Origin of the sequence: Nocardiopsis akebiae (assembly GCF_018316795.1) — a bacterium.
Taxonomy (GTDB): domain Bacteria; phylum Actinomycetota; class Actinomycetes; order Streptosporangiales; family Streptosporangiaceae; genus Nocardiopsis; species Nocardiopsis dassonvillei.
In genome coordinates, this window is the sequence record NZ_CP074132.1 from 4,131,032 (window position 1) to 4,157,113 (window position 26,082).

Annotated in this window: 17 protein-coding genes, 2 pseudogenes and 1 riboswitch; of the genes and pseudogenes, 7 read left to right on the forward strand and 12 right to left on the reverse strand. The window is 74.5% G+C overall.

The annotated features are described in order from the left end of the window. Positions 1–22 precede the first annotated feature (22 nt). A complete protein-coding gene (locus KGD83_RS17750) occupies positions 23–1,489 on the forward strand; it encodes a cobyrinate a,c-diamide synthase (RefSeq protein ID WP_212644478.1) in 1,467 nt (488 codons plus the stop codon). Between the two features lie 107 nt (positions 1,490–1,596). On the opposite strand, the gene KGD83_RS17755 is transcribed toward KGD83_RS17750, so the two are convergent. Further along, positions 1,597–2,772, reverse strand: a complete 1,176-nt coding sequence (locus KGD83_RS17755; protein WP_212640255.1) for a winged helix DNA-binding domain-containing protein — start codon at positions 2,770–2,772, stop codon at positions 1,597–1,599. A gap of 131 nt (positions 2,773–2,903) precedes the next feature. Here KGD83_RS17755 and KGD83_RS17760 point away from each other — a divergent pair, with 131 nt between their 5' ends. Beyond that, complete coding sequence (locus KGD83_RS17760) at positions 2,904–3,650, forward strand: TetR/AcrR family transcriptional regulator (protein WP_249351928.1); 747 nt, start codon at positions 2,904–2,906, stop codon at positions 3,648–3,650. Continuing rightward, positions 3,560–3,790, forward strand: a pseudogene (locus KGD83_RS17765) (Uma2 family endonuclease); the annotation flags it as partial. The gene KGD83_RS17760 and the pseudogene KGD83_RS17765, both read left to right, overlap by 91 nt. A 52-nt stretch (positions 3,791–3,842) precedes the next feature. Here KGD83_RS17765 and KGD83_RS17770 read toward each other — a convergent pair. From KGD83_RS17770 to KGD83_RS17800, 7 genes are read right to left on the reverse strand one after another with little or no spacing between them, the layout of a single operon-like run. Next, the gene (locus KGD83_RS17770) at positions 3,843–4,562 is read right to left on the reverse strand and encodes a cobalt-precorrin-6A reductase (protein WP_212640256.1); all 720 of its coding nucleotides are present in this window, start codon (positions 4,560–4,562) and stop codon (positions 3,843–3,845) included. Beyond that, complete coding sequence (locus KGD83_RS17775) at positions 4,559–6,100, reverse strand: cobyric acid synthase (RefSeq protein ID WP_212640257.1); 1,542 nt, start codon at positions 6,098–6,100, stop codon at positions 4,559–4,561. Before KGD83_RS17775 ends, KGD83_RS17770 begins: the two co-directional genes overlap by 4 nt. Then, positions 6,097–6,840 (reverse strand): precorrin-6A synthase (deacetylating), encoded by a 744-nt coding sequence (gene cobF / locus KGD83_RS17780; RefSeq protein WP_212640258.1) that lies wholly within the window; start codon positions 6,838–6,840, stop codon positions 6,097–6,099. Before cobF ends, KGD83_RS17775 begins: the two co-directional genes overlap by 4 nt. Further along, on the reverse strand, positions 6,837–10,472 hold the full coding sequence (gene cobN, locus KGD83_RS17785; protein WP_212640259.1) for a cobaltochelatase subunit CobN: 3,636 nt from the start codon (positions 10,470–10,472) through the stop codon (positions 6,837–6,839). The genes cobF and cobN overlap by 4 nt, the downstream gene beginning before the upstream one ends. After that, a complete protein-coding gene (locus tag KGD83_RS17790) occupies positions 10,469–11,524 on the reverse strand; it encodes an ABC transporter ATP-binding protein (protein WP_212640260.1) in 1,056 nt (351 codons plus the stop codon). The genes cobN and KGD83_RS17790 overlap by 4 nt, the downstream gene beginning before the upstream one ends. Further along, complete coding sequence (locus KGD83_RS17795; protein WP_212640261.1) at positions 11,521–12,537, reverse strand: FecCD family ABC transporter permease; 1,017 nt, start codon at positions 12,535–12,537, stop codon at positions 11,521–11,523. The genes KGD83_RS17790 and KGD83_RS17795 overlap by 4 nt, the downstream gene beginning before the upstream one ends. Then, the gene (locus tag KGD83_RS17800; RefSeq protein WP_212644479.1) at positions 12,534–13,568 is read right to left on the reverse strand and encodes an ABC transporter substrate-binding protein; all 1,035 of its coding nucleotides are present in this window, start codon (positions 13,566–13,568) and stop codon (positions 12,534–12,536) included. Before KGD83_RS17800 ends, KGD83_RS17795 begins: the two co-directional genes overlap by 4 nt. A gap of 59 nt (positions 13,569–13,627) precedes the next feature. Further along, positions 13,628–13,841, reverse strand: a riboswitch (cobalamin riboswitch). A 320-nt stretch (positions 13,842–14,161) separates the two neighbouring features. Between KGD83_RS17800 and KGD83_RS17805 the strand changes: the two genes are divergently transcribed. Beyond that, complete coding sequence (locus tag KGD83_RS17805; RefSeq protein ID WP_212640262.1) at positions 14,162–14,593, forward strand: PPOX class F420-dependent oxidoreductase; 432 nt, start codon at positions 14,162–14,164, stop codon at positions 14,591–14,593. A 141-nt stretch (positions 14,594–14,734) separates the two neighbouring features. On the opposite strand, the gene KGD83_RS17810 is transcribed toward KGD83_RS17805, so the two are convergent. The 4 genes and pseudogenes from KGD83_RS17810 to KGD83_RS17825 all read right to left on the reverse strand — a co-directional run bounded on the left by KGD83_RS17810 (position 14,735) and on the right by KGD83_RS17825 (position 21,801). Beyond that, on the reverse strand, positions 14,735–20,218 hold the full coding sequence (locus KGD83_RS17810) for an ATP-binding protein (RefSeq protein WP_212640263.1): 5,484 nt from the start codon (positions 20,216–20,218) through the stop codon (positions 14,735–14,737). A gap of 387 nt (positions 20,219–20,605) precedes the next feature. Beyond that, positions 20,606–20,941, reverse strand: a pseudogene (locus KGD83_RS17815) (pyridoxamine 5'-phosphate oxidase family protein); the annotation flags it as partial. A 186-nt stretch (positions 20,942–21,127) separates the two neighbouring features. After that, positions 21,128–21,430: a hypothetical protein gene (locus KGD83_RS17820; RefSeq protein WP_212640264.1), complete on the reverse strand. Its 303-nt coding sequence runs from the start codon at positions 21,428–21,430 to the stop codon at positions 21,128–21,130. Further along, complete coding sequence (locus KGD83_RS17825; RefSeq protein WP_212640265.1) at positions 21,430–21,801, reverse strand: VOC family protein; 372 nt, start codon at positions 21,799–21,801, stop codon at positions 21,430–21,432. Before KGD83_RS17825 ends, KGD83_RS17820 begins: the two co-directional genes overlap by 1 nt. 195 nt (positions 21,802–21,996) lie before the next feature. Here KGD83_RS17825 and KGD83_RS17830 point away from each other — a divergent pair, with 195 nt between their 5' ends. The 3 genes from KGD83_RS17830 (at position 21,997) to KGD83_RS17840 (ending at position 26,061) form a co-directional block, all read left to right on the forward strand. Beyond that, positions 21,997–22,539 (forward strand): hypothetical protein, encoded by a 543-nt coding sequence (locus KGD83_RS17830; protein ID WP_212640266.1) that lies wholly within the window; start codon positions 21,997–21,999, stop codon positions 22,537–22,539. A gap of 149 nt (positions 22,540–22,688) precedes the next feature. Beyond that, positions 22,689–23,486, forward strand: a complete 798-nt coding sequence (locus tag KGD83_RS17835) for a siderophore-interacting protein (RefSeq protein WP_249351930.1) — start codon at positions 22,689–22,691, stop codon at positions 23,484–23,486. Positions 23,487–23,664: 178 nt separating this feature from the next. After that, positions 23,665–26,061, forward strand: coding sequence for an ATP-binding cassette domain-containing protein (locus KGD83_RS17840; protein WP_212640267.1), 2,397 nt, complete (start codon positions 23,665–23,667; stop codon positions 26,059–26,061). Positions 26,062–26,082 lie beyond the last annotated feature (21 nt).

Below are 26,082 nucleotides of genomic sequence, written 5' to 3' on the forward strand. Positions count from 1 at the left end.
GTCGACGGCGCTGCCCCGGCTGATGATCGCCGCTCCCATGACCGGGCAGGGCAAGACCACGGTCGCGACCGGGCTGATGGCGGCGCTGCGCGACGCCGGGCACGCGGTGAGCGGGCACAAGGTGGGGCCCGACTACATCGACCCCGGCTACCACGCCCTGGCCACCGGGCGTCCGGGCCGCAACCTGGACCCGCACCTGGTCGGCGAGGAACGCGTGGTGCCGCTGCTGCTGCACGGGGCGCGCGGCGCGGACGTCGCCGTCGTCGAGGGGGTCATGGGCCTGCACGACGGGCGGCTGGGCACCGACGGGTTCGCATCGTCCGCGCACGTCGCGGCCCTGACGCGGACACCGGTGGTGCTGGTGGTGGACGTGTCGCGGATGTCGCGTTCGGTGGGCGCGCTGGTGGCGGGGATGGCCGCCTACGACCCGGCGGTCGAGGTGGTCGGGGTGATCCTCAACCAGGCGGGTTCGGCGCGCAACGTCGCCGAGATCACCCGGGCCACGCACCTGCCGGTCCTGGGCGTGGTCCACCGCGACGAGCGGATCGCCAGCCCGTCCCGGCACCTGGGGCTGGTCCCGGCGTCGGAGCGGGCGGAGTCGGCGCGCGTGGTCGAACGGCTCGGGGAGCACGTCGCGCGCCGGGTGGACCTGGAAGCGCTGCTCGCCGTGGCCCGCTCGGCGCCCGCGCTGGAGGCCCGCCCGTGGGATGCGGCACGGGCGCTGGGGACGCACGCTCCGGGGACCCCGCCCGGAGGGCCCGCGCGGGAGGCGGCCCGTGCTTCTCACGCCGTGCGCACGGATCATGGGCCCCGAACGGCTCGTGTCCCCGGCGGTTCCCGTGGTCGTCACACAGCCCACACGGACCACGGACCCCACGAGCCCCTCGCTCCACGGCGGCCGGTGGTCGCGGTGGCGGGCGGCCGGGCCTTCACCTTCCGCTACGCCGAGACCGAGGAACTGCTCGCCGCCGCCGGGTGCGAGGTCGTCGCCTTCGATCCGCTGGGCGACACCGCGCTCCCCCCGGGCACCCGGGGCGTCTACCTCGGCGGCGGCTTCCCGGAGGTCTACGCCGGTGAGCTCGCCGCCAACCGCGGCCTGCTGACCCAGCTGCGCGAGGCGGTGCGGGACGGGGTGCCGACCGTCGCCGAGTGCGCGGGCCTGCTCTACCTGGCCGAGTCGCTCGACGGCGAGCCCATGGCCGGGGCCGTCCCCGCGCGCGCCCGGATGACGGGGCGGCTCACCCTGCGCTACCCCGAGGCGCTCTCGTCGGGGGACACCCTGCTGACCCGGGCCGGGGAGCGGGTCACCGGGCACGAGTTCCACCGCACCGCGACGACCCCCGGCGCCTGCGGCGACCGTGCGGCCTGGGAGATCGAGGGCGCGCCGGAGGGCTTCGCCTCGCCGACGCTGCACGCCTCCTACCTGCACGTCCACTGGGCCGGACATCCCCGGCTCGCCGCCCGCTTCGCGGACGCCGTGCGCTCCTAGCCCCCGTTCCGGCCCCGCGCCGCCTGCCCCTCCTGACGGCCCGCGCCGGACCGGGCGAAACCGCCGCCTCTTCCGGTCAGGCCGTGCGCGGCCGCGCCGGGCCGTTCTCACTCCCACACGGCCCGGGCGGCCCTCATAGCGGGCGACACGTAGCCGGTGCCGATCCGCACACCGCCGAGCCACTCGGTCAGGCGGGCCGCCTCCTCCCCCAGTGCCCGGCGCGTGGCCGTCGGCACCGGTTCGAGCAGGTGCACCCGGACCGCGCCGGAGCCGTCCTGCACCCACGTCCCGACCACGCGGCCGTCCGCCCAGGCGGTCGTGCCCGCGTTGCCGCGGTCGTCGAAGAGCCGCGCGCGGTGCGGGCCCAGGTAGAAGTCCCGGCCGCGCCAGCCCATGACGGTCGGGTCGAGCACCGGCAGCAGGGCGACCCACGGGCCCGGGTCGGCCGCCTCGCCCAGGTCGTCGGGCAGGAGCCAGCCGGTCGCGCCGCCGTCGAGGGAGACCATGGCCGCGCCGAGTTCGGCCAGCGCCGTGCGCACCGCCGTCTTGGTGGACCCCAGCCACCAGACGATGTCGTCCTCGGTACCCGGACCGAAACTGTGCAGCCAGAGGCGGACGAGCTCCCGGTAGCCCTCGGCGGCGCTCCACGGGGCGGGAACGGCGTCGAGCCAGTGCCCGGTCAGGGTCCAGCGCGGCTGCGAGACCGCGAAGCGGCCGGTGTTGGCGCCGCGCACGATGTCGGCGGCGGCGCCGAGGAGGGTGAGCACCCGCGGGGCCGACCACACCTCTCCCGCCGACCCCGCCACCCTCACGTCGATCCTCGGCACCGCCCGGCGCACGTCGGCGGCCACCAGCCCCCCGGGTTCGTCCGCGAGCAGGGCCAGGACCTCGGCGCGGGCCCGGTCGAGCCAGGCGTCGCCGTCGTCGGCGATCCCCTCCCTGACCAGGTCCTTGCGCATGCGGGCTCGCTCCGCCGCGGCGACGCGCGCGGAGGCGCTCGGCCACACGGCGGGCAGCAGTCCACGGGGGAAGACGAAGAGCGTGCGCCGCATCGCCAACTGCTTCACCAGCCGCCGCTCCCCGTAGAGCGCCCCGTCGAGGTCGGCCACGGTCAGCGAGGGCACGCGCGCCCGGCACGACAGGTAGACGGTGGCCGGTTCGGTGGCGTGCAGGGCGGTCACCGCCCGCGTGGCCGCCTCCGGGGAGTCCGCGTGGAAACCCGTCGCCAGGGCGTGCCGAACGCCGATGCGGGCGCGCCGTTCGTCGTCACTCACGTGGTGCATCGGCTCATCGTGCCACACCGTCCCGACATTTCGATACAAGCCAGTTCCGGAACTATTTCGTTCCTGAACTACTCTGTTCCGGAACTGGTGTGTATCGTTCTGACCAGCGGTGAGACGAGGAGGAGAGCACCATGACACGAGACGGCGGCACCCGCTCCCCCGCCGCGACCGGCGGCGGTCCCGCGCGTCCCGGACGCAGGCGGGACCGCTCCCGTGACGGCGCCATCCTCGACGCGACGCTGGAGGTCCTGGCCGACTCCGGGTTCGCCGGGCTGACGATGGACGCCGTCGCGGCCCGCGCCGGAGCCGGGAAGGCCACGCTCTACCGCCGCTGGCCCTCAAAGACGGAACTGGTGATCGACGCGGTGGCGCGCATGAAGCGCGACCAGGTCGACACCGGGAGCCTGCCCGACACCGGCGACCTCCGGGAGGACCTGCTCGGCCTGTTCCGGCCCCAGTCGGCGCGGGAGGGCGAGCGCCGGCTCCGGATCATGGCGGGGCTGGCCTCGCTGCTCGTCCAGGACCAGTCCTGCGCCGACGCCGTCGGCGCCGCGATCGTCCAGCCCTGGGCCGAGGCCCACCGCCTCCTCATGCGGCGCGCCGTCGAACGCGGGGAGGCCGCGGCCACGGCCGACGTCGACACCCTCTCCCAGGTCGTCGCGTCGATGGCCGCCTACCGCGCGCTCGTCCAGCGCAGGCCCTTCGACCGGGACTTCCTCGTGTCGCTGGTGGACGGCGTCCTGATGCCCGCGCTGCGCGGACCCCGGGGCGAGGCCCCCTCAACGGAGCCGGAACGCACGCCCGCGACCGGGTCGGGAAGCCCGCTGCCTACGCCGCCACCGAAACCCCCGCCCAGCTGTTGGCCGACCGTGACGTGAACGCCGTGGTGGCGCACCCCCGTCCCGGACACGGTGGGTACCAGGACCGGTCAAGGCACGTCTGCGGCGGCAGGGTCGAGATCCCCGGCACCGGGATCATCCTGGACACCGACGAGCTGAAGAGCCGGTTCGCCCGCTGACACGGCCCGCGTGCGCCGGTGGCGACGGCCGCGGCCGTCCCGCGGTCTCCCCTCACCCCAGGGCGGTCACCCAGGCGAACGCCGCGGCCACGTCGTGGACGGTGGGCACACCGGCGGGTCCCGGCGGGCGCCGCACCACCACGACCGGGACCCCCAGCGTCCTGGCGGCCTCCATCTTGGGCCGGGTGTAGGCGCCGCCGGAGTCCTTGGTGACCAGCACGTCCGCGCGGTGCCCGCCCATCAGCTCCAGTTCGCCGTCCAGGGTGTACGGCCCCCGGCTGGTCAGCAGCGACCACGTCCCGGGCAGCACGGCCTCGGGGAGGTCCACCACCCGGGCCAGGACCGCACGCCGCCCCAGCCTCGGCACGAAGCGGGCGAGTTCCTGGCGGCCCACCGTGAGGAAGGGGCGCTCCCCGAGCGCCGCGGCCCGCTCCGCCGCCTCGTCGTGGGTGGCGGCGTACCGCCAGGCCGGATCGGGATCCCAGCCCGGCCGCTCCAGCCGCAGCAGGGGAAGGTCCGTGCAGGCCGCCGCCGCGTTGGCGGTCATACCCAGGGCGAAGGGGTGGGTGGCGTCCACCACCGCGTCGTAGGAGGCCAGCGCCGCGCGCAGGCCGGGCACTCCCCCGAAGCCGCCGATCCGCACCTTCCCCACCGGCAGGCGGGGCCGGGCCACCCGCCCGGCCAGCGACGTGGTCACGTCCACGCCCGCCTCGACCAGGAGGGCGGCCAGCTCACGGGCCTCGGACGTTCCCCCCAAGAGCAGCAGCCTCACCCGGACACCTCCGTCCCGGACCCGTGCCGCGGACGGGCGGCGGGCGGGGTCCCCGGGGCCAGCGCGGGCAGACCCGCCGGGGCTCCCCCGCGGGCCAGGGCGAGCAGGGCGTCCACGTCCAGGTACTCCTCCGCCAGGTCGGCGAGCAGGTCCAGTCGCCGCTCCCGGGCGGCGGCGAAGCGCACCCCGGAGGGCGCGCAGCCCAGCGCCTCGGCCAGGAAGGCGGCGCGGAAGGCGTCGCCCTCCAGGCTGCCGTGCCACATGGTGCCGAAGACGTTGCCCGCCCGGGCTCCCCCCGGGAACCCCTCCGCTCCGCCGCCCACAGTGACCCGGCCGTGGTGGATCTCGTAGCCGTGCGCGGGCGCCCCGAGCGCCTCCCCCGAGGGCAGGCGCAGGGTCTTGTCCGCGGTGAAGTCGGTCCGGGCGTCCAGCAGCCCGAGGCCGTCCGCGCGCGCCCCGGGTTCGGCCTCGACCCCGTCGGCGTCGGTGACGGTGCGGCCGAGCATCTGGAACCCGCCGCAGATCCCCAGCAGCGGCCGACCGCGCCGGGCGTGCTCCACGATCGCCAGGTCGAGCCCGCGCGAGCGCAGCCAGGCCAGGTCGGCCAGGGTGGAACGCGTACCGGGCAGGACGACCAGGTCGGCGTCGGCCAGATCGCGCGGGCCGGAGGCGAAGACGACGTCCAGGCCCGGTTCCAGCCCGAGGGCGTCCACGTCGGTGAAGTTGCTGATCCGGGGCAGGCGCACCACGGCCACCCTCAGCCCCTCTCCCCCGCGCGCACGGCGACCCTCCAGGTCCAGGGCGTCCTCGGAGTCCAGCCACAGCCCCGGGTCCCACGGCAGGGTGCCGTAGACCCGGCGGCCGGTGAGCCGTTCGAGGTCCTCCAGGCCGGGCCGCAGCAGCCCGGGGTCCCCGCGGAACTTGTTGACCACGAAGCCCGCGACCAGTTCCTGGTCGGCGGGCTCCAGCAGGCCCACCGTGCCGTACATCGCGGCGAAGACGCCGCCCCGGTCGATGTCGCCGACCACCACCACGGGCAGGCCCGCGTGCCGGGCCAGGCCCATGTTGACGTAGTCGCCCGCCCGCAGGTTGATCTCGGCGGGACTGCCCGCACCCTCGGCGACGACGACGTCGTGGCGGGAGGCGAGGTCGTCGTAGGCGGCGTGCGCGGCCCGGGCAAGGTGGCGGCGGCCCGCCTCCCAGTCGGCCGAGGAGACGTCCCCCGCGGGATGGCCCAGCAGGACGGCGTGGCTGCGCCGGTCGGTGCCCGGTTTGAGGAGCACCGGGTTCATGGCGGGCTCGGGCACGGCGCGGGCGGCCAGGGCCTGCACCCACTGGGCGCGGCCGATCTCCGCCGGACGGCCGTCGGGACCGTGGCAGACCATGGAGTTGTTGGACATGTTCTGCGCCTTGTAGGGGGCGACCCGCGCGCCGCGGCGCGCGAAGGCCCGGCACAGGGCGGTGGTGACCACGCTCTTGCCCGCGTCGGAGGTGGTCCCGGCGACCAGCAGCCCCGCCCCCGTTCCCGCACCGCTCACACCGGCCTCCTCAGCAGCGCGACGTCCATCACCCAGCCCGCCCGCGCCCGGGCCCTCCTGCGGCGCGCGGCGATGTCGGGCTGCGCCGCGCCGACCCGCCCGGCGACCAGCTCCTCGGTGTCGGTACCCAGGTTGGCGCCCCACCAGACCGTCCAGTCCCTCAACTCGCCGAACGCGAGCCCGCCCCCCAGCACCGCCTCGCCGCCGAGCATGACCACGATGTTGTCCTGCCCCGCCGCCACCGCCTCGCCCAGCAGGCGCGCGGGGGTCACGTGCACCGGACGCCCCACCTCGTGCAGCACGATCCGGTGCCGCGCCGCGAGGAGCTGGGGGGCGCTGACGCCGGGGAGCACGTCGTACTCCACCGCGACGACCCCCCGCGCGGCGATCCGTTCCACGATCCGCAGCGTGGAGTCGTACAGACCCGGATCGCCCCAGACCAGGAACGCCGCGGTGCCGCCGCGCTCGCCCAGCACCCGCTCGTAGGCGGCGACCCGCGCCTCGTGCCAGGCGGCCACCGCGGCCGCGTAGTCCGCCGGGTCGTCGCGGTCGCGCTCGGGGTCGGGCACCGCGACCAGCGGCACGCCGTGCGCCTCGCACACGGCCCGGCGCAGGGCCAGCAGCCCGTCGTCCCCGCGTTTTCGGGCGGCCACCGCGTAGTCGCAGCCGCGCAGCGCGTCGGCGGCCTCGGGGGTGAGGTGCCGCGGCCCCATGCCGATGCCCAGGATGCGCACCCTCACTCGGACCGGTCCTCCAGGTCTCCCTCGACCTCCAGGTAGACCTCCTGGAGGGCCTCCAGCGTCGCCGGGTCCGGCTCGGCCCACAGACCGCGCCGGGCGGCCTCGTGCAGCCGCTCGACGATACCGTGCAGCGCCCACGGGTTGGAGCGGCGCAGGAACTCCTGGGTGTCGGCGTCGAGCACGTACTCGGCGGCGAGCTTGTCGTACATCCAGTCGTGCACGACACCGGCCGTGGCGTCGAAGCCGAAGAGGTAGTCGACCGTGGCGGCCAGCTCGAAGGCTCCCTTGTAGCCGTGGCGGCGCATGGCCGAGATCCAGCGCGGGTTGACCACCCGGGCCCGGAACACGCGGGCGGTCTCCTCGGCCAGGGTGCGCGTGCGCACCGCGTCGGGCGAGGTGGAGTCGCCGACGTAGGCCTTGGGGTCGGCGCCGGTGAGGGCGCGGACGGTGGCGATCATGCCGCCGTGGTACTGGAAGTAGTCGTCGGAGTCGGCGATGTCGTGCTCGGCGCTGTCCACGTTCTTGGCCGCGACCTTGATCCGGCGGTAGTTGGCGCGCATGTCGTCGGCCGCCGCGACGCCGTCCAGGCCCCGCCCGTAGGCGAAGCCGCCCCAGGCGGTGTAGACCTCGGCCAGGTCGCGGTCGTCGCGCCAGGTGCCCGACTCCACCACCTGGAGGATGCCCGCGCCGTAGGAGCCGGGCGCGGAGCCGAAGATCCGGGTTGTGGCGCGGCGCCGGTCGCCGTGCTCGGCCAGGTCGGCTCGGGTGTGGGCGCGCACGAAGTTGCCCTCCTCGGGCTCGTCCAGGTCGGCCACCAGGTTCACCGCGTCGTCGAGCATGGCGACCACGTGCGGGAAGGCGTCGCGGAAGAAGCCGGAGATGCGCACCGTGACGTCCACGCGCGGGCGGCCCAGCTCCTCCAGCGGCACCACGTCCAGCCGCGAGACCCGGCGCGAGGCCTCGTCCCACTCCGGGCGCACGCCCAGCAGCGCCAGCACCTCGGCCACGTCGTCGCCGGAGGTGCGCATCGCCGACGTGCCCCACACCGACAGGCCCACCGACTCGGGGTAGGTCCCGGTCTCCTCCAGGTGGCGGCGCAGCAGGGACTCGGCCATCGCCTGCCCGGTCTGCCAGGCCAGCCGGGAGGGGACGGCGCGGGGGTCGACGGTGTAGAAGTTGCGGCCGGTCGGCAGCACGTTGACCAGGCCGCGCAGCGGGGAGCCGGAGGGGCCCGCCGGGACGAAGCCGCCCGCCAGGGCGTGGACGACGTGGTCGAGTTCGTCGGTGGTGCGGGCCAGGCGCGGCGCCACCTGCGCGGCGGCGAACTCCAGGACGGAGCGCACCCCGGGGTCGTCGTGCAGACCGGACGCGGCGGCCGGGTCCCAGCCCGCGGCCTCCATCCGCTCGACGAGGCCGCGGGCGAGGGCCTCCACCTGGTCGACCTCGGCGGCGGGCGCGTCCTCCTTCAGGCCCAGCGCCGAACGCAGACCGGGCACCGCGGCCCCCACCCCTCCCCACACCTGGGCGGCGCGCAGGACGGCCAGGACCAGGTTCACCCGGGCCTCGCCCTCGGGCGCCTCCCCGAGCACGTGCAGGCCGTCGCGGATCTGCGCGTCCTTGATCTCGCACAGCCAGCCGTCCACGTGGAGCAGGAAGTCGTCGAACTCCTCGTCGTCGGGCCGCTCCTCAAGGCCGAGGTCGCGGTGCATCTCGGCCGCGCGCATCAGCGACCAGATCTCGCCGCGCACCGCGGGCAGCTTGGCCGGGTCCATGGCCGCGATGTTGGCGTGCTCGTCGAGCAGCTGCTCCAGGCGGGCGATGTCGCCGTAGGACTCGGCGCGGGCCATCGGCGGGATGAGGTGGTCCACGACCGTGGCGTGGGCTCGGCGCTTGGCCTGGGCGCCCTCGCCCGGGTCGTTGACCAGGAACGGGTAGACGAGCGGCAGGTCGCCCAGCACCGCGTCGGTGGCGCAGGCGGCCGAGAGCGCGGCGTTCTTGCCGGGCAGCCACTCCAGCGAGCCGTGCTTGCCCAGGTGGACGACGGCGTGGGCGCCGAAGCCGCGCTCCAGCCACCGGTAGGCGGCCAGGTAGTGGTGGCTGGGGGGCAGGTCGGGGTCGTGGTAGATCGCGATCGGGTTCTCGCCGAAGCCGCGCGGGGGCTGGACCAGGACGACCACGTTGCCCGCGCGCATCGCGGCCAGGACCAGCTCGCCGGCGTCGTTGACGTAGAGGCTGCCGGGCGCGGCGCCCCACGCCTCGGTCATCGCCTCCCTCAGCGGGGCGGGCAGGCCCTCGGTCCAGGCGGCGTACTCCTCGGGGGTGATGCGCACCTGGGCGTCGGTCAGCTGCACGGAGGTCAGCCAGTCCTCGTCCTGGCCGCCCGCCGCGATCAGGGCGTGGATCAGCGCGTCCCCGGCCTCGGTCTCGTCGGGCAGGTCCAGGCCGGGCAGGGCGCCGGGCCCGCCCAGGTCGTATCCCTCGGCGCGCATCCGGCGCAGCAGGCGCACCAGGGAGCGGGGCGTGTCGAGCCCGACGGCGTTGCCGATGCGCGAGTGCTTGGTGGGGTAGGCGGACAGGACGACGGCGACGCGCTTGTCGGCGGTGGGCACGTGCCGCAGCCGGGCGTGGGCGACCGCGATCCCGGCCAGGCGGGCGCAGCGCTCGGGGTCGGCGACGTAGCGGGGCAGGCCGTCGCGGTCGATCTCCTTGAAGGAGAAGGGGACGGTGATGATGCGGCCGTCGAACTCGGGGATGGCGATCTGGCTCGCCGAGTCCAGCGGGGTGACGCCGTCGTCGGAGGCCTCCCAGTCCGCGCGCGGACTCGTCAGGCACAGCCCCTGGAGGACGGGGACGTCCAGGGCCGCCATCCGCTCCACGTCCCACGCCTCGTCGTCCCCGCCCGCGCTCGCGGACGCGGGGACGCTGCCGCCCGCCGCCAGGACGGTGACCACCAGCGCGTCGAAGCCGGCGAGCGCCTCGTACAGCTCGTCGGGCGCCGAGCGCAGCGACCCGGCGAACACGGGCACGCCCACGGCCTGCCCGGTGGCGTCGACGGCGTCGGCCAGGGCGTGCGCGAAGGCGGTGTTGCCGCCCGCCTCGTGCGCCCGGTAGTAGAGGATGCCCACCTTCGGCAGGTTCCCGTCGGAGGAGGGGCCCGCGGTCGGGGACCGGTCGTCGGATGTGGTGGACGACGGCCGGTCCCGCTCCGCGAAGCCCCACAGCGGGACGGGGGCGGGAGCCTCGAACCCCTCGCCGGTCAGCAGCACGGTGTCGGACAGGAAGGCGTGCAGGCGCGCGAGGTTGGCCGGACCTCCCTCGGCCAGGTAGCGGTGGGCGTCGGCCGCCAGGCCGATCGGGACGGTGGAGTGCTCCATGAGTTCGGCGCTGGGCTGCTGCTCGCCGCCCAGGACGACCAGCGGCGTGCCCCGCTCCCGGACGGCGGCCAGACCCGGCCACAGGTCGTGCGGGGAGCCGAGCAGCCGCACCACCACCAGGTCGGCGCCCTCGACGACGCCGGTGAGTTCGGCGTCGGAGGCGCGGGAGGGGTTGGCCCACGCGTACGCGCGGTCGCTGGCCCGCGCGGAGAGCAGGTCGGTGTCGGAGGTGGACAGCAGTGCGATCCGTACCGTCATGGCCGGATTCCTCCTTCGGGGTTAGCTCCCCATCGTCGGTCGGACCGTTCGGGTCCGGGGGTCGTCCGCGCCTCGGCGGCGGGGGCGTCACTGTGGCGCGGCGGCTCGGAGCCGCGGCGCAGGAAGCGGATCACCGGGTGTCCGGGTCCGGGTTCGACCTCGGCCCGGACCCCGTAGACCTCCTCGATGAGGTCGGGGGTCAGGACCCGCGGGGGCGCGCCCTCGGCGACGACTCGCCCACCGCGCAGCACCAGCAGCCGGTCGCAGTACATCGCGGCCAGGTTGAGGTCGTGCATGGCGATGACGGTGGTGACCGGCAGGCCCGCGACCAGTTCCATGAGGTCGAGCTGGTACTGGATGTCGAGGTGGTTGGTCGGCTCGTCGAGCAGCAGTTCGCTCGGCTCCTGGGCCAGGGCGCGGGCGATCTGGGCGCGCTGGCGCTCACCGCCGGAGAGCGTGTGCCAGGACCGGTCGGCGGTGGCGGTCAGGCCGGTGCGCTCCAGTGCCGCCGCGACGGCGTCCGCGTCGGCCGCGGACATGGGCGTCCAGGCGCGGCGGTGGGGGACGCGCCCCAGGGCCACCACGTCGCGGACGGTCAGCTCGGTCTGGGTGTGCGCGTTCTGTTCGACGGCGGCCACGCGCCGCGCCACCGTCCGGCGCGCGGTCCGGCCGATCGGCTCGCCGTCGAGGGCGACCACGCCCGCGGAGGGCGCCAGGACGCCCGAGAGCAGCCGCAGCAGCGTGGACTTGCCCGAACCGTTGGGGCCGAGCAGGCCGACGGTCTCGCCGGGGCGCGGAGCGAGGGTGACGCCGTCCAGGACGAGCCCTCCGCCGATCAGGCGGCTCACCCGTTCGGCGCGCAGCCCGGCCGCGCCGGGACCGCCGCCCCGCGTCGGCTCCCCCTCCTCGGGCGGTGGGCCGTCGGTCGTGAGCGCCGGGCGGGCGGGCGGAGCAGTCGCGCCGAGCACCTCGGGCGCGGCGGCCGTCCCCGGCGCCGTCACGGAGGACGCGCCGTCGCGGCCGCGCGCCACCGCCTGGTCGGAATGGGTCACGTGTGCCTCCTGGCGCGGTAGAGCACGGCGACGAAGGCGGGAACCCCGATGAGGGAGGTCACCACCCCCACCGGGATCTCCTGGGGGTCCAGCGCGGTGCGGGCGACCGTGTCCACCCACACCAGGAAGACGGCGCCCGCCAGCGCGGTCACCGGCAGGAGCCTGGCGTGGGCCGCGCCGGTGAGCGCGCGGGCCGCGTGCGGCAGGACCAGCCCCACGAAGCCGATCGCCCCGGCCGCGCTGACCAGGGCGGCGGTGAGCAGCGCGGTGGCGCACAGCAGCACCATGCGGGCGCGGGCCACCCGCACGCCCAGGTTCGCCGCGGCCTCCTCACCGAAGGCGAACGCGTCCAGGGTGGTGGTGTGCGCCAGGCACACGGCGAGCACACCGGCCAGCACCGCCGCGCACAGCACCACGTCGTCCCACCCGGCGCCGCTGAGGGAGCCCAGCAGCCAGAACAGCACCCCGCGCGTGGTCTCGGCGTCGGCCGAGGTCAGCACGATGAACGAGGTCAGCGCCGAGAACAGCTGCATGGCCGCCACCCCCGACAGCACCACGCGGTCCATGCTCGCGCCCAGGGTGTGCGCGAGCAGCACCACCAGCCCGAAGGAGAGCAGGGCGCCGACGAAGGCGCCCGCCGACAGCGACACCACCGCACCGCCCCAGCCCAGCACCAGCACGGCGACCGCCCCGGTGGAGGCCCCCGAGGACACCCCGAGCACGAAGGGGTCCGCCAGCGGGTTGCGCAGCAGGGACTGCATGACCGCCCCGCACAGCGCCAGCCCGGCCCCGCACACCGCGGCGAGCAGGGTGCGGGGCATGCGCAGGTCCCAGACGATGCCCTCGCGCAGCGGCGACAGCCCGCTCTCCCCGAACCCCAGCCGCGCGGCGACCGACCCCCAGACCTCGGCCGTGGTGATGTCGGCGGGGCCGATGGTCACCGCGACCGAGACCGACACGGCCAGGAGCACCAGTCCACCGCAGGAGAGCAGCGCCAGACGCGCACCGCTCACCGGCCGAGCCCGAGGCCGCGCAGACCCTCGGCGACCTGCTCGATCCCCTCGACCGTGCGGATCGAGGGGTTCATCGCCTGGCCGCTGAGCAGGACGTAGCGCTCCTCGCGCACGGCGGTGAGGTTGCCCGTGGCGGGATTGGACTCCAGGAACGCGATCTTGGCGTCGGCGGACTCCGCGGTCTGGGAGTCGCGGGTCAGGTCACCGAGGACGATGACGTCGGGGTCGCGGTCGGCGACGGTCTCCCAGTTGATCTGGGGCCATTCGTCGTGGGTGTCGTCGAAGGCGTTCCGCGCGCCGACCGCGCGGGTGATGGCGCCGGGAGCGCCGCAGCAGCCCGCGAGGTAGGGCGACTGGGAGTTGGCGAACCAGTACATGAGGGAGACGCCGGAGGCGTCCAGGTCCGAGGTGGCCGCAGCCACCCGCCCCTCCAGCTCCGCGATCAGCTCCTCCCCGCGCTCCTCGACCCCGAACAGCAGGGCCAGGTCGCGGATCTCGCCGTAGACGGCGTCGAGGGTGAGGGGTTCGCTGCGCGAGCCGTCTCCCCCGCTGTCGTTGTCCTTGCCGGTGGCGCAGTCGGTCGGGGAGACGTAGGTGGGCACGCCCAGCTCCTCGAACTGCTCGCGGGTGGCGACACCGCCCGTGCCGAGCGTGGAGACGAAGGAGGCGGTCACGAAGTCCGGTTCGGCGTCCAGGACCACCTCGAAGGAGGGGGCGTTGTCGGCCAGGCGGGGGATGCCCCCGTTGGCCTCCTCCAGTCCCTCCATGATCGGATCGGTCCAGGTGGCGGTGCCGACGAGGCGGTCCGCCAACCCCAGTGAGAGCAGGATCTCGGTGCTGCCCTGGTTGAGGGAGACGACGCGCTCGGGCGGGGCGTCGACGCCCACCCGGTGCCCGCAGTTGTCGACCGCGCGGGCGTCGGCGGCGGCCTCCCCCCCGCCGCTCCCCCCTCCCGGGGAGGGGGCGCAGGCGGTGAGCAGCAGCGCGGAGGCGAGCAGGAGGGGAAGGGGGCGCGGGGCGCGACGCAGCATGGGCATGCCTTGGATGTCGGGGCTCGAACGCGGAGCCTGGCACGGGACGCCTCCGCGCACTCGACGCGGAGGGGCCAGCAGGTCTTCGGACTCGGGTTCGTCCGGACGGGGTGCCTTCCCAGGTCGGTGCCGCCTCGACGCCGTGGTCTCCGCGGCCTCCGCCCCAGTGGCGTGAGTACCCCGCCCGTCCCCCTCACCGCTGCGCGTCAGTTCCGGATTCGCACCGGATTCCCTGACCACGTACGTGGTACGACTGGCCCCGGCAGACTATCAAGGCCCCCTCGGCCCTCTGCGGCCGGAAGGCGCACAGGGGCCGCGCCCGCGCCACCGCTCCGGTGTCCGCGCTGTTCAGCGCACCCCGGGGGAGTCGTCGGAGTGCTCAGGCCGCACCCCCGCCCCGGCCGACGCGCACACGGGTGGCCCGGAGCGCCGGGTGGCGGGCCCGGTCGCGCGCCCCGGCCGACGGACACGGCGGTGTGCGCCGCGCGGCGGGAGCGGGACGGCCGCGCGCACCGGGAGTACGATCGTGACCGGCCGCACACGGCCGGTGCCACCGCGCACCGCCACCACCCGGCAGAGAGGGGTCCTGGAACATGACCGCGACGACGTTCGACCCGCGCGCGCTGCTCGCCCGGAGCAAGCTCGGGGTCCTGGCCACCATCAAGGCCGACGGCCGCCCCCAGCTCTCCCCCGTCCAGCCCTTCTACGACGCCGAGACCGACCTGCTGCACGTCTCCATGACCGAGGGCCGGGCCAAGACCGCCAACCTGCGCCGCGACCCGCGCGCCACGCTCCAGGTCACCAGCGCCGACGGCTGGGCGTGGGCCACCGCCGAGGGCGTGGCCACCCTCACCGGCCCCGGCACCGACCCGCACGGCCCCGATGTCGAGGCGCTGGTGGACTACTACCGCCTCGCCGCCGGGGAGCACCCCGACTGGGAGGAGTACCGGTCGGTCATGGTCTCCGACCGCAGGGTGCTCATGACCATGCCCGTCGACCACGTGTACGGCGAGAAGATCCGCTGACCGGACGGACGGGCGGTACGGCCGACCGGCGCTTGCGCCCGTCGGCCCCGTCCGCCCGCACACCGGAGACGGGCCCGCCGCCCACCCCTCGGCGCACGCCGACGGGGCGGGGCCGCGGCCCCGCCCCGCCAGTCCCAGCCCTCAGCGCTTCATGCCGTGCTCGATCGCCTCGATGATGCGCGGCCGCATCTCGGCGGCGCTGATGATCGCGTCCACCGAACCCACCTCGACCGCGCGCTGGATGCTGTGCACCCGGTCGAACTCCGCGGCGACCTCGCCGAGCTTCTCCGCCCGCACCGAGGACTGCGTCTCGGCCAGCCGCGCGTTGAGCGCGGCCCGCTCGGCGCCGCTGGCCGCCGACACCTGCTCCTGGAGCCCCGTCACCCGCGAATCGCTCGCGGTACGCGTGTTGACCTCACCGGCGAACACCACGGCCGCCGCCGGGGCCCCGCCCAGCACCGAGGCGAACGACCCCTCCAGCGCGAGCACCGTCATGTTCGGGTTGAGCGCCTTGGAGAACACCACGAACGCGCCGCCGTGGTACCGCGAGATCACGCAGAACACGATCGGACCGTCGAAGTTGACGATCGCGCGCCCGATCTCGGCCCCGTACTCCAACTGGAGCTTGCGCAGCGACTCCGGCGAACCGTCGAACCCCGACAGGTTCGCCAGCACCACCAGCGGCCGGTTGCCCGACGCCGCGTTGATCGCCCGCGCCACCTTCTTGGACGAACGCGGGAACAGCGTGCCCGCGGTGTAGGTGTCGGGCCCGTCGGTGGGCGGGAAGCCGTGCCGCGGCACCGACCGCGACTCGATCCCCACCAGGCACACCGGCCAGCCGCCGATGTGCGCGTCCTGCACCGCCGCCGTGTCGGCGTCGGCCATGCCCGCCCAGCGCTCCAGCACCGCGTGGTCCTGGTCCGAGAGCGCACGCATCACCGTGCGGATGTCGAAGGGCTTCTTGCGGTCCGGGTTGTGCTCGGCGGAGAAGATCTCGCCGACGGTGGCGAAGTCGCTGCCCGCCACCGCGTGCGGGAACGCCGAGACGTCGCGGTCGACCGGGTCCAGGGTCCTGGCCCGGCGCGGCGCCTCCTCCCCCGGCACGACGTAGGTGTGGTCGTAGTGCGCCATGAGGATCTCGCGGGCCGAGGCCAGGTTCGGCGCCCAGTACTGCGCCTGCCCGTTGGGGCCCATCACCCGGTCGTAGCCGCCGATGCCGAAGTTGTCCTCGGCCGACACCCCGCCGGAGAAGTCCAGCGACTGCTTGCCGGTGAGCACCATCGCCGAGTCCGGCGTCATCACCAGGACGCCCTTGGTGTGCATGAGCATCGTCGCCTCGGCGTTCCAGTACGGCTGGGCGCCGACGTTGATGCCCGCGACCACGACGTTGATCTCGCCGCCGTCCTGGGTGAACTCCACGATCCGCTTGAGCGCGGCCGCGACCCAGTCCATGTTCTCGGTGCCCGAGGACATCGAGATCCGCGCGCCGGCCGACAGCGCGAACCACTCCAGCGGCACCCGCATCGACTCGGCCAGGTCCAGCGCCGCGATCACCCGCGAGCACTCGGGCTCCGAGAGCGCGCCCAGCGCCTTGGTCGGGTCGCCCAGCAGCACCACGCGCGTGACCCCCTCGGGGTGGCGCACGGTCGGCGTGGTGACCACACCGGCCACGATCGCCGCGGCGTTGTGCCCGCGCGGCCGGTCCACCGGGACCAGCACGCCGTTGTCGTCCAGGTCGTACTCGGTGAAACCGCCGCCCGGGCCCGACAGCAGACCGGTCAGCTCGTAGGGGTAGACGGTCCCGCGCCGGGCCGCGCGCAGCACCTTCTGGCGGTAGTCGTCCAGCGGCAGCACCGGCTCCGTCGAGGGCTCCTCGACGTGGACCCGCGCGTCCTGGCCCTGGTCCAGGCTGATGCGCACCGCGACCTCGGTCAGCTCACCGGAGGAGGTGCGCTGGCGGGCCAGGAACTGGACCTCCTCCAGCCCCGCCCCGGCCGTGGTCGGCAGCAGCCGCTGGACCAGCGTCTCCAGCTCCTCGGGGGTCAGCTCGGTCGCCGGCCACACGTACATCATGATGCGGTTGGTGTCGAAGCGCCGGTTCTGAGGACGCTGCGCCTGGATGTTGCGGATCGCGTCCAGGCACCCGGTGACCGTGTCCTCCAGCGCGGGCAGCGCGACCAGGCGCCCGTCCGCCTCGCGCAGCGGCGTCAGGTCGCGGACCTGGCCCATCGCGAAGAGGCGCTCGTCGGCCGGGTTGCTCTTGGCCACCGCCCGGAACAGGTAGATCTCCTCGTCGGCCGACGGCAGCCGGGTGAGGTCGAACTCGCGCAGGCGCTGCAGCTGCAGGCGCCGCGCGATCTGCGGGTGCAGGCCCCGGATCAGCCGGTCCTCGGCGAAGCCGTCACCCTCGGGCCGGAAGGTGAAGTGGTGGTGCATCACCGCGCCGCTGGTGCCGGCGACGGTGGCGGTGACCCGGCGCACGCCCGCGGGCAGCGGGTGCTCGGCCAGGAGCCCGCTGAGCCGCACCGCCATCGCGTCGGCGTCGGGCTGGTCCTCCCAGGTGAGGTAGAGGTCGGCCACCAGGCCGTGCTCGGCCACGTCGGCGGCGAGCTCGCCGACCGCGCCGACGGCGTCGGGCAGGGCGGCGATGTCCACGGCGGTCGTGACCACGCGCGTCAGGCCGCCCGCGCCGTTGTGGTCGGCGGTGACGAACCGGCAGCCCCCGACCTCGCGCGCGGCGACCCCGGACAGCCCCCGGTTGCCGTAGTAGCGGCGGGTCAGCACCTCCAGCAGCGGGGCGTGGTCGCGCCCCGCCCGACCCATGCGCTGGCCGACCAGCCGCACCAGCGGCTCGGCACTGGCCACCATGGCCTGGATCCGCTCCGCCCGGTCCGGCGCGTCCGGGTTGCGGTCCAGGTGGCGCAGGCCGTCGCGCACCGCGGCGTAGACCCGGGCCCGGTTGCGGCGCAGCAGCGGCTGGGCGAACCAGCGGAAGACCACACCTCGGGCCAGGTCCGACACCGCGGGGAAGCGCACCTGCGTGGCCTCCACCAGGTGCTCCAGGGCCAGCCCGGCGCGCTCGCTGAGCGCCCCCGCGGGCGGACCGCCCGCCAGCCAGCGGCGCAGCAGCTCCGACACGGTCGCCAGCGCGGCGCCCGTGTTCTGCTGGGCCAGGAAGATCCGGAAGACCGCGGCCTCCAGCTCCGGCGTGCGGTCCAGGTCCTCGACCCCGTAGTGGGCCAGGACCCGGGTGAGCTTGGCCCGGAAGCCCTCGCTCACACCGGCGCGCTCCACGTCCAGGCTCTGCAGGTAGCTGTGGAAGAACTCGCGCGGGCTGTGCACCGAGCTGTGCGGCTCGGTGTCGGGCTCGCCGCCCGGCTTGTTGCGGCTCAGCTCGCACAGGTCGGCGAACACGGTGAACAGGTCCAGCTCGCCCTCGACCGGACGCCCGCCCAGCTCGGCGCGGGCGACCAGGTAGTCGGCCAGCACCCGCCCGCGGTCGTACGGGTCGGCGTCGAAGCCCAGCAGCAGACCGCGCAGGTCCTGCAGGCCGCGCTCCACGCGCTCGGCCGCGGACGCCTCACCGGCCTCCTGGGGCAGCTCGATCGCCACGGCCTCCGTGCCCGACTCCGCCTCCTCGGCGTCCCCGTCGGACAGCGGCTCCAGCCGCATCAGCGGCGCACCGGTCTCGACCTGGCTGCCAACCGACACCGGGCACTCGCGCACCCGGGCGCGGAACGGCGCGCGCAACACCGTCTCCATCTTCATGCTCTCCAGCACCAGGACGGGCGCGCCGGACTCGACCTCGTCGCCCACCGCCAACGGCGTCGCCACCACCAGGGCGGGCGCCGGGGAGCGCAGCACACCGCCCTCGTCGCGGCTGATCCGGTGCGTGACGCCGTCCACCTCGACCAGGTGCACCGGCCCGTGCGTGGCCGACACCAGCCGGAACCGGTGGCCGTTGACCACGATCTGGCCGCTGTGCGCGTCGAAGCGCTCGACCTCCACGTCCGCCGGGTGCACGTCACCGCCTCCGGAGACGCCGACGCGGAACCGCCGGTGCCCGACGCGGGCCACGCTCACCCGGTAGCCCACGCCGCGCAGCTTCAGGTCCAGTGGACGGCCGCTCTCGTGCTGCACCTGCGGACGGCCGCCGTGCGCGGTGGACAGCAGCCGCTGACGGCTGACCTCCTCCTCGTCCTGGTAGGCCTCGATCGCGGCCGCGGCCAGGGCCACCGCGGAGTGGCGGTGGCTGACCAGGCGTCCCTGGGCGCGCACGCGGTCGATCCAGCCGGTGTCGGCGCTGGCGTCGATCACCTCGGGCTGGTCGAGCAGGTCGAGCACGAAGCTCTTGTTGGTCGCGCCGCCCTCGATGATCACCGTGGTCTCGGCCATCGCGCGGCGCAGCCTGCCCAGCGCCTGCTCGCGGTCGCGGCCGTAGGCGATGACCTTGGCGATCATCGAGTCGAAGTCGGCCGGGATGGTGTTGCCCTCGCGCACACCGGTGTCCACGCGCACGCCCGGACCGGTGGGCAGGGACAGGCGCGCGATGCGGCCCGGGGCGGGCGCGAAGTCGCGGTCGGGGTCCTCTGCGTTGAGCCGGGCCTCGACGGCGTGGCCGGACTCGACCGGCTGGGGCCCCTCCAGCTTCCCGCCGCCGGCCACGTGCAGCTGGAGCCGGACAAGGTCGGTGCCGGTGGTGATCTCGGTGATCGGGTGCTCGACCTGGAGGCGGGTGTTGACCTCCAGGAACGCGAACAGCTTCTCGCCCGGGTGGTACAGGAACTCGACGGTGCCCGCGCCCCGGTAGCCCACGGCCAGCGCCAGCCGCTCGGCGGACGCCTTCAGGTGCGCGGTCTGCTCCGCGTCCAGGACCGGGGAGGCCGACTCCTCGATGATCTTCTGGTTGCGCCGCTGCACCGAGCAGTCGCGCACGCCCAGCGCCCAGGCCGTGCCCTGCCCGTCGGCGATGATCTGGACCTCGACGTGGCGGGCGCCGGTGACCAGGCGCTCCAGGAAGACCACGCCGGAGCCGAAGGCGCGAAGCGCCTCCTGGCTGGTGCGCTCGTAGGCCTCGGCCAGGTCCTCACCCGAGGCGACCATGCGGATACCGCGACCGCCGCCGCCAGCGGTGGCCTTGAGCATCAGCGGGTAGCCGATCTCCTCACCGGCGCGCAGCGCCTCCTCCAGGGTGGCGACCTCGCCGCGGCTCCACGGCGCGACCGGGACGCCGACCTCCTCGGCGATCAGCTTGGCGCCGATCTTGTCGCCGAGCTTGCGCATGGCCTCGGCGCTGGGCCCGACGAAGGTGACGCCGATCCTCTCGCACAGCTCGGCGAAGGCCGGGTCCTCGGCGACGAAGCCCCAGCCCACCCACGCCGCGTCGGCGCCGGTCCGGACCAGGGCGCGCTCCAGGACGGCGTGGTCGAGGTAGGGACGGGCCGAGGCGGGACCGAGCGAGTAGGCGACGTCGGCCTCGCGGACGAAGGTGGCGTCGCGGTCGGCGTCGGTGTGGAGAGCCACCGTCTCGATCCGCGTGCCGGTTTCCGCTGAGAGGTCCCGGACAGCGTGGATGAGCCGCATAGCGGCCTCTCCACGGTTGACGATGGCGACACGACTGAACACCGGTTGAGCCTCCCAAGTACCACGCGCAGAAGGCGACGTCCGGGTCTCGGAGCGTCGCCTGCACCTACCCTTTCTACCCTGGTCGATTACCGCCGGGTACACCAATGGGCCGAACCACGCATAGCGAAGGCGATGCGTTGTGGGAACCCCACAAAAAACGCCCTGCGGCACAGTCCGACCCCCGTTTCACGCGAGTTCGGCCACACTGAAGGGCCGCCCCTGCGGCGGCGGCGACCAGGACGGCGTCCGCCCGGCGAACACGTCGCAATAAAGGACTATTGGCCTATCCAATAGGACGAAGAATGCCCGCAGAGCGACCGCAGCGGTTTTCCCGCGCACCGTTTTCCCGGAACGGCCCGCCTCAGGACGACCGCCCCGCCACCCGACCGGAACCCCCAGCCCCGGCGCCAGACCCGGATCCGGCCCCGGCTGCCCGAACACCTGCCGCACCGGCACCACACCCGCCCACACCGGCAGGGCCAGATCCTCCTCGTCGTCCTCCGGCGGCCCCGTCCGCACCTTCACCGACGCCTCCTCCAGCGACAGCGCCAGCACGCGCGTGGCCGCCAACTCCTTCGCGGTCGGCTCCCGGTCCTCCTCCCACCGCCCCGGAGCCGACCGCTCGACCAGCGCGCGCAGACCCTCCAGCCGCTCCCGCTCGTCCTCGACCACCCGCGGCACACCGTAGACCATCGCGGAGCGGTGGTTGACCGGGTGGTGGAAGCGCACCCCGCCGACCTGCGCCGCGCCTGCGCGGTCCTCAACGAGGCCGTCGCCAGCCGCACCGGCGGCCCCGCCTGAGCCGGGCGGCGGGGAGCGCGCGGGGGCGGAGCCGGGTGCGGGACCCGCGCTCCGCGACCGCGGAGGAGCACGGCGCCCCGCGTGCCGACGGACCCGGGCCGCGGCCGGTCACACCTCCAGCGCGGTCTGCCCGGGCACCTGCCGCTGCCGCTCCTGACCGTTCTGGGCCAGGCACCGGCGGCAGGTCACCGGCCCGGCGGAGGCGCGCAGCCGCAGCGGGTCGACGGAGGCGTGGCAGGCCACGGCCGGGACCGGCACGCCCGCCCACATGTGCGTACTGAGCGCGTGCACGACCAGGGCGCTGCCGATCCGCACCCCGCCCGCGCCCGTCAGCTCCTCCCGGCGGCGGCGCAGGGTCGCGGCAAGGTGCTCCACGGCGGGGTCTCCCCCCTCGGGGGCCTGCCCGCCCATCAGGCCTCGGCCCAGACGCCCAGTTCGTTGCCGCTGGGATCGGTGAAGTGGAAGCGGCGCCCGCCGGGGAAGGCGTAGGGGCCCCGCACGACACCGCCGCCCGCGCCCTCCACTGCCTCGACGGACCGGTCGAGGTCGGCCGAGTACAGCAGGACGAGGGGACCGCCCGGGCGCGACTCCCCGCCCAGCGCGAGGCCGCCCACCTCGGGGGCGTCCGGCCCCTCGGGGTTCTGGATGCCCGCGTAGCCGGGGCCGTAGTCGTTGAAGCGCCACCCGAACGCCTCGGAGTAGAAGCGCCGCGCCCGGTCCAGGTCGGTGACCGTGAGCTCCAGGTAGTCGATGGCGTGGTGTCGGTGTGCTGCCTGTGTCATACGCCGATTGTCCGGCACGGCGCCGACAGTCGTGTCCGGTCGTGGACTCGGCCTCCGGCCGGAGAAGCCCTTACTGAAGACAAGACGGACAAGCGGCACCTCTGCCATGCGGATTCATCTCTCCGGCGAGAGCCGCGAAAGACACGCACCGGTCCGCGCGGCGGCCCGTCCGAGGGCGGCGTGGGCCCACGTGTCGTGCACCGACGAAGTGGCGAACGAAAGACGCGCCACCTGGTCCTCCACGACTACGGGATGGGCGGCCTGTGGTGGTGGGTGTGGGCCGGGTCCGCGGAGGAGATCGCGCTCGCCTGCGCCGAGGTCGAGGTGGTCACCGACCCCTACATCCTCGAACGCGTGCGGACGTGGGCCCTGGAGGAGGTCCACCTCGATGCGCCGGACCCGAACCCGCTGTCCGATCCGCGCGCCCAGCGCGACGCGCAGCGCAACGCCCAGCGCGACCAGCCCGGTTTCGGTGCCCTGGCGGGTCGGGACCGTGTGTACCCGCGCTGGCAGGGGGAGGACGCCCCGGAGGTCTTCCTGATGGAGATCGGTCCGGACGGTCGTCGGTTGCGGCAGGTCGAGATCGGCGCGGACGGCACCGCCGTCAAGACGGGACCGGAGGACTGGCCGTTCAACCCGCCCTGCGACCTGTACGACCCGTGGTACGCGTCCCCGGAGACCAGCGGCGACGACTTCGAGGAGGCATGGCTCCGGGCCCGCCCCGGGCCCCGGAACTGACCGGCCGGGTGTCCGGGCTCCGCGCGCGGCCCAGCCGCTGGAGGGGTGCCCGGGTCCGAAGTCGGGACAACGCGGGCGAAGCAAGGTTCGGCTAACCTCACCTGGAGGCGTTCCGCCCCCGTGCCCCCGAACCCGGAAGAAGAGGTCCCGTGCGCGTCGAACAGCCCGGCCACCGCGCCATGATCCGCGCCCGCGTGGTGCGGACAGAGCGCCTTAGCAAGCACTTCGTCACGGTGACCCTGGGCGGCGCCGAGCTCGCCGACTTCGCCTTCCTCGGCCGGGACCAGTTCGTGCGCCTGTTCCTGCCCCGCGCGGGCCAGGACCGGCTGCACATGCCCGCCGACGCCGGCAAGCGGTGGTTCGAGCAGCTCCGCGCCATGCCGCCGAGCCGCCAGCCGCACGTGCGCAGCTACTCGGTGCGCCGCTTCGACGCCGAGGCGCTGGAGCTGGACATCGAGTTCGTGGACCACGGCGACGCCGGTCCCGCCTCCGCCTGGGCCCGCGCCGCCGCCCCCGGCGACGAGGCGGGCATGCTCGCGGACGGCGTGTACTACGTGCCCCCGGAGGAGGCCGACTGGCACCTGCTCGTCGGAGACGAGAGCGCCGTGCCCGCCCTGCTCTCCATCCTCGAACAGGCCCCCGACGACCTGCGAGGACAGGCCTACCTCGAAGTCCCCGGCACAGACGACGTCCGACCCGTGACCGCCCCGCCCGGAGTGGACGTGCACTGGCTCCCCCGCACCGACCCCCACACCGTCCCCGGACGACTCGCCCTGGAGACCGTACGCACCGCCGAACTCCCCCAAGGACGCCCCTACTGCTTCGTCGCGGGAGAGAACGCCCTCCCCACCGAACTACGCCGCACCCTCGTCCGCCACCACGGCGTCCCCAAGGACGACATCGCCTTCATCGGCTACTGGCGCCACGGCCGCGCCGCCATGGACTAGGCGCTCCGGGCCGTCCGGTCAGGAATCGAGAAGCGCCGCCCCCGCTCCCCCGTCTAGCGTTGGCACCACGGACCCCACCGGTCACACGGGCCGGCACGCGACGGCCGTCGCCCGGCACTGGTGGGCCCGACCCAGACGACGCCGACGCAGAGGCCTCACCCGACCGAGGGAGATCACGATGAGCACGGCCACCAGGGCGGACGCGGAGGCGCCCGAACCGCACGCCGCCGACAGCCACGACCTGATCCGCGTGTACGGCGCGCGCGAGAACAACCTCGGGGACGTCAGCGTCGAGATACCCAAACGCCGCCTGACCGTGTTCACCGGCGTCTCCGGGTCGGGCAAGAGCTCCCTGGTGTTCAACACCATCGCCGCGGAGTCGCAGCGGATGATCAACGAGACCTACAGCGCCTTCGTGCAGGGCCTCATGCCGACGATGGCCAGGCCCGACGTCGACGTCCTCGACGGGCTGACCACGGCGATCATCATCGACCAGGAGCGGATGGGCGCCAACGTCCGCTCCACGGTGGGCACCGCCACCGACGCCAACTCGCTGCTGCGCGTCCTCTTCAGCCGCCTCGGGGAACCGCGCATCGGCTCGCCCAACGCGTTCGCGTTCAACGTCGCCTCGGTCCAGGCCAGCGGCGCCATCAAGGTGGGCACCGGCAAGGCCGTGAAGCAGACCTTCAGCCGCACCGGCGGCATGTGCACGCACTGCGAGGGGCGGGGCACGGTCTCCGACATCGACCTCACCCAGCTCTACGACGACTCCAAGTCGATCGCCGAGGGCGCGTTCACCATCCCCGGCTGGAAGTCGGACAACTTCTGGACGGTGCGGGTCTACGCCGAGTCGGGCTTCGTGGACCCCCACAAGCCGATCCGCGACTACACCGAGGCGGAACTCGCCGACTTCCTCCACAAGGAGCCGGTCAAGGTGAGGATCGAGGGCGTCAACCTCACCTACGAGGGGCTGATCCCCAAGATCAGGAAGTCGTTCCTGTCCAAGGACCGCGAGGCGATGCAGCCGCACATCCGGGAGTTCGTGGACCGGGCGGCCACCTTCACCTCCTGCCCCGAGTGCGAGGGCACCCGCCTGAGCGAGGCGGCCCGGTCCTCCAAGATCCGCGGGACCAGCATCGCCGACGCGTGCGCGATGCAGATCAGCGACCTCGCCGAGTGGGTCCGCGGCCTCGACGAGCCGTCCGTCGGGCCCCTGCTGGACAAACTGGGGCACACGCTGGACTCGTTCGTGGAGATCGGGCTGGGCTACCTCTCGCTCGACCGCTCCTCGGGCACGCTCTCGGGCGGCGAGGCGCAGCGCACCAAGATGATCCGCCACCTGGGCTCCTCGCTCACCGACGTCACCTACGTCTTCGACGAGCCCACCGTGGGACTGCACCCGCACGACATCGAGCGGATGAACCGCCTGCTGCTGCGGCTGCGCGACAAGGGCAACACCGTACTGGTCGTGGAGCACAAGCCGGAGACCATAGCGATCGCCGACCACGTGGTCGACCTGGGCCCCGGCGCCGGTGACGACGGCGGGCGGATCGTCTTCGAGGGCGGCGTCGAGGGGCTGCGCGCCAGCGGTACCCTCACCGGCCGCCACCTCGACGACCGGGCCCGGCTCAAGCCGAGGGTGCGCACGCCCCGGGGCGTTCTGGAGATCCGCGGCGCCGACGCCAACAACCTGCGCGGCGTGGACGTGGACGTGCCGCTGGGCGTGCTGTGCGTGGTGACCGGGGTGGCGGGCAGCGGAAAGAGTTCGCTGGTCCACGGGTCGATGCCCGCGGGAGCGGACGTGGTGTCGGTGGACCAGGGCGCGATCCGCGGCTCGCGGCGCAGCAACCCGGCCACCTACACCGGGCTGCTCGACCCCGTCCGCAAGGCCTTCGCCAAGGCCAACGGCGTCAAACCGGCGCTGTTCAGCCCCAACTCCGAGGGAGCCTGCCCGGCCTGCAACGGCGCCGGGGTGCTCTACACCGACCTGGCCACGATGGACACGGTCGCCTCGCCGTGCGAGGAGTGCGGGGGCAGGAGGTTCCAGCCGCAGGTGCTGGAGTACCGCCTGGGCGGTCCGGACGACGGCCGCGACATCAGCGAGGTGCTCGCGATGTCGGTGGCCGAGGCGCGCGCGTTCTTCGGCGGCGAGGGCGCGAAGGTGCCCGCGGCAGAGCGGATCCTGCGGAGGTTGGAGGAGGTCGGCCTGGGCTACCTCAGGGTCGGGCAGCCGCTGACCACCCTGTCCGGCGGCGAGCGGCAGCGGCTCAAGCTGGCCGTCCACATGGCCGGGGAGGGCGGCGTCTACGTCCTGGACGAGCCGACCAGCGGCCTGCACCTGGCCGACGTCGAGCAGCTGCTCGGCCTGCTCGACCGGCTCGTCGACTCCGGGAAGTCGGTCGTGGTCGTCGAGCACCACCAGGCGGTCATGGCGCACGCCGACTGGATCATCGACCTCGGCCCCGGGGCGGGCCACGACGGCGGCCGGGTCGTGTTCGAGGGCACGCCCGCCGACCTCGTCGCCGCCCGCTCCACCCTCACCGGCGAGCACCTCGCGGCCTACGTCGGCGCCTGACCGGCCCGGGTCCGGCAGCGG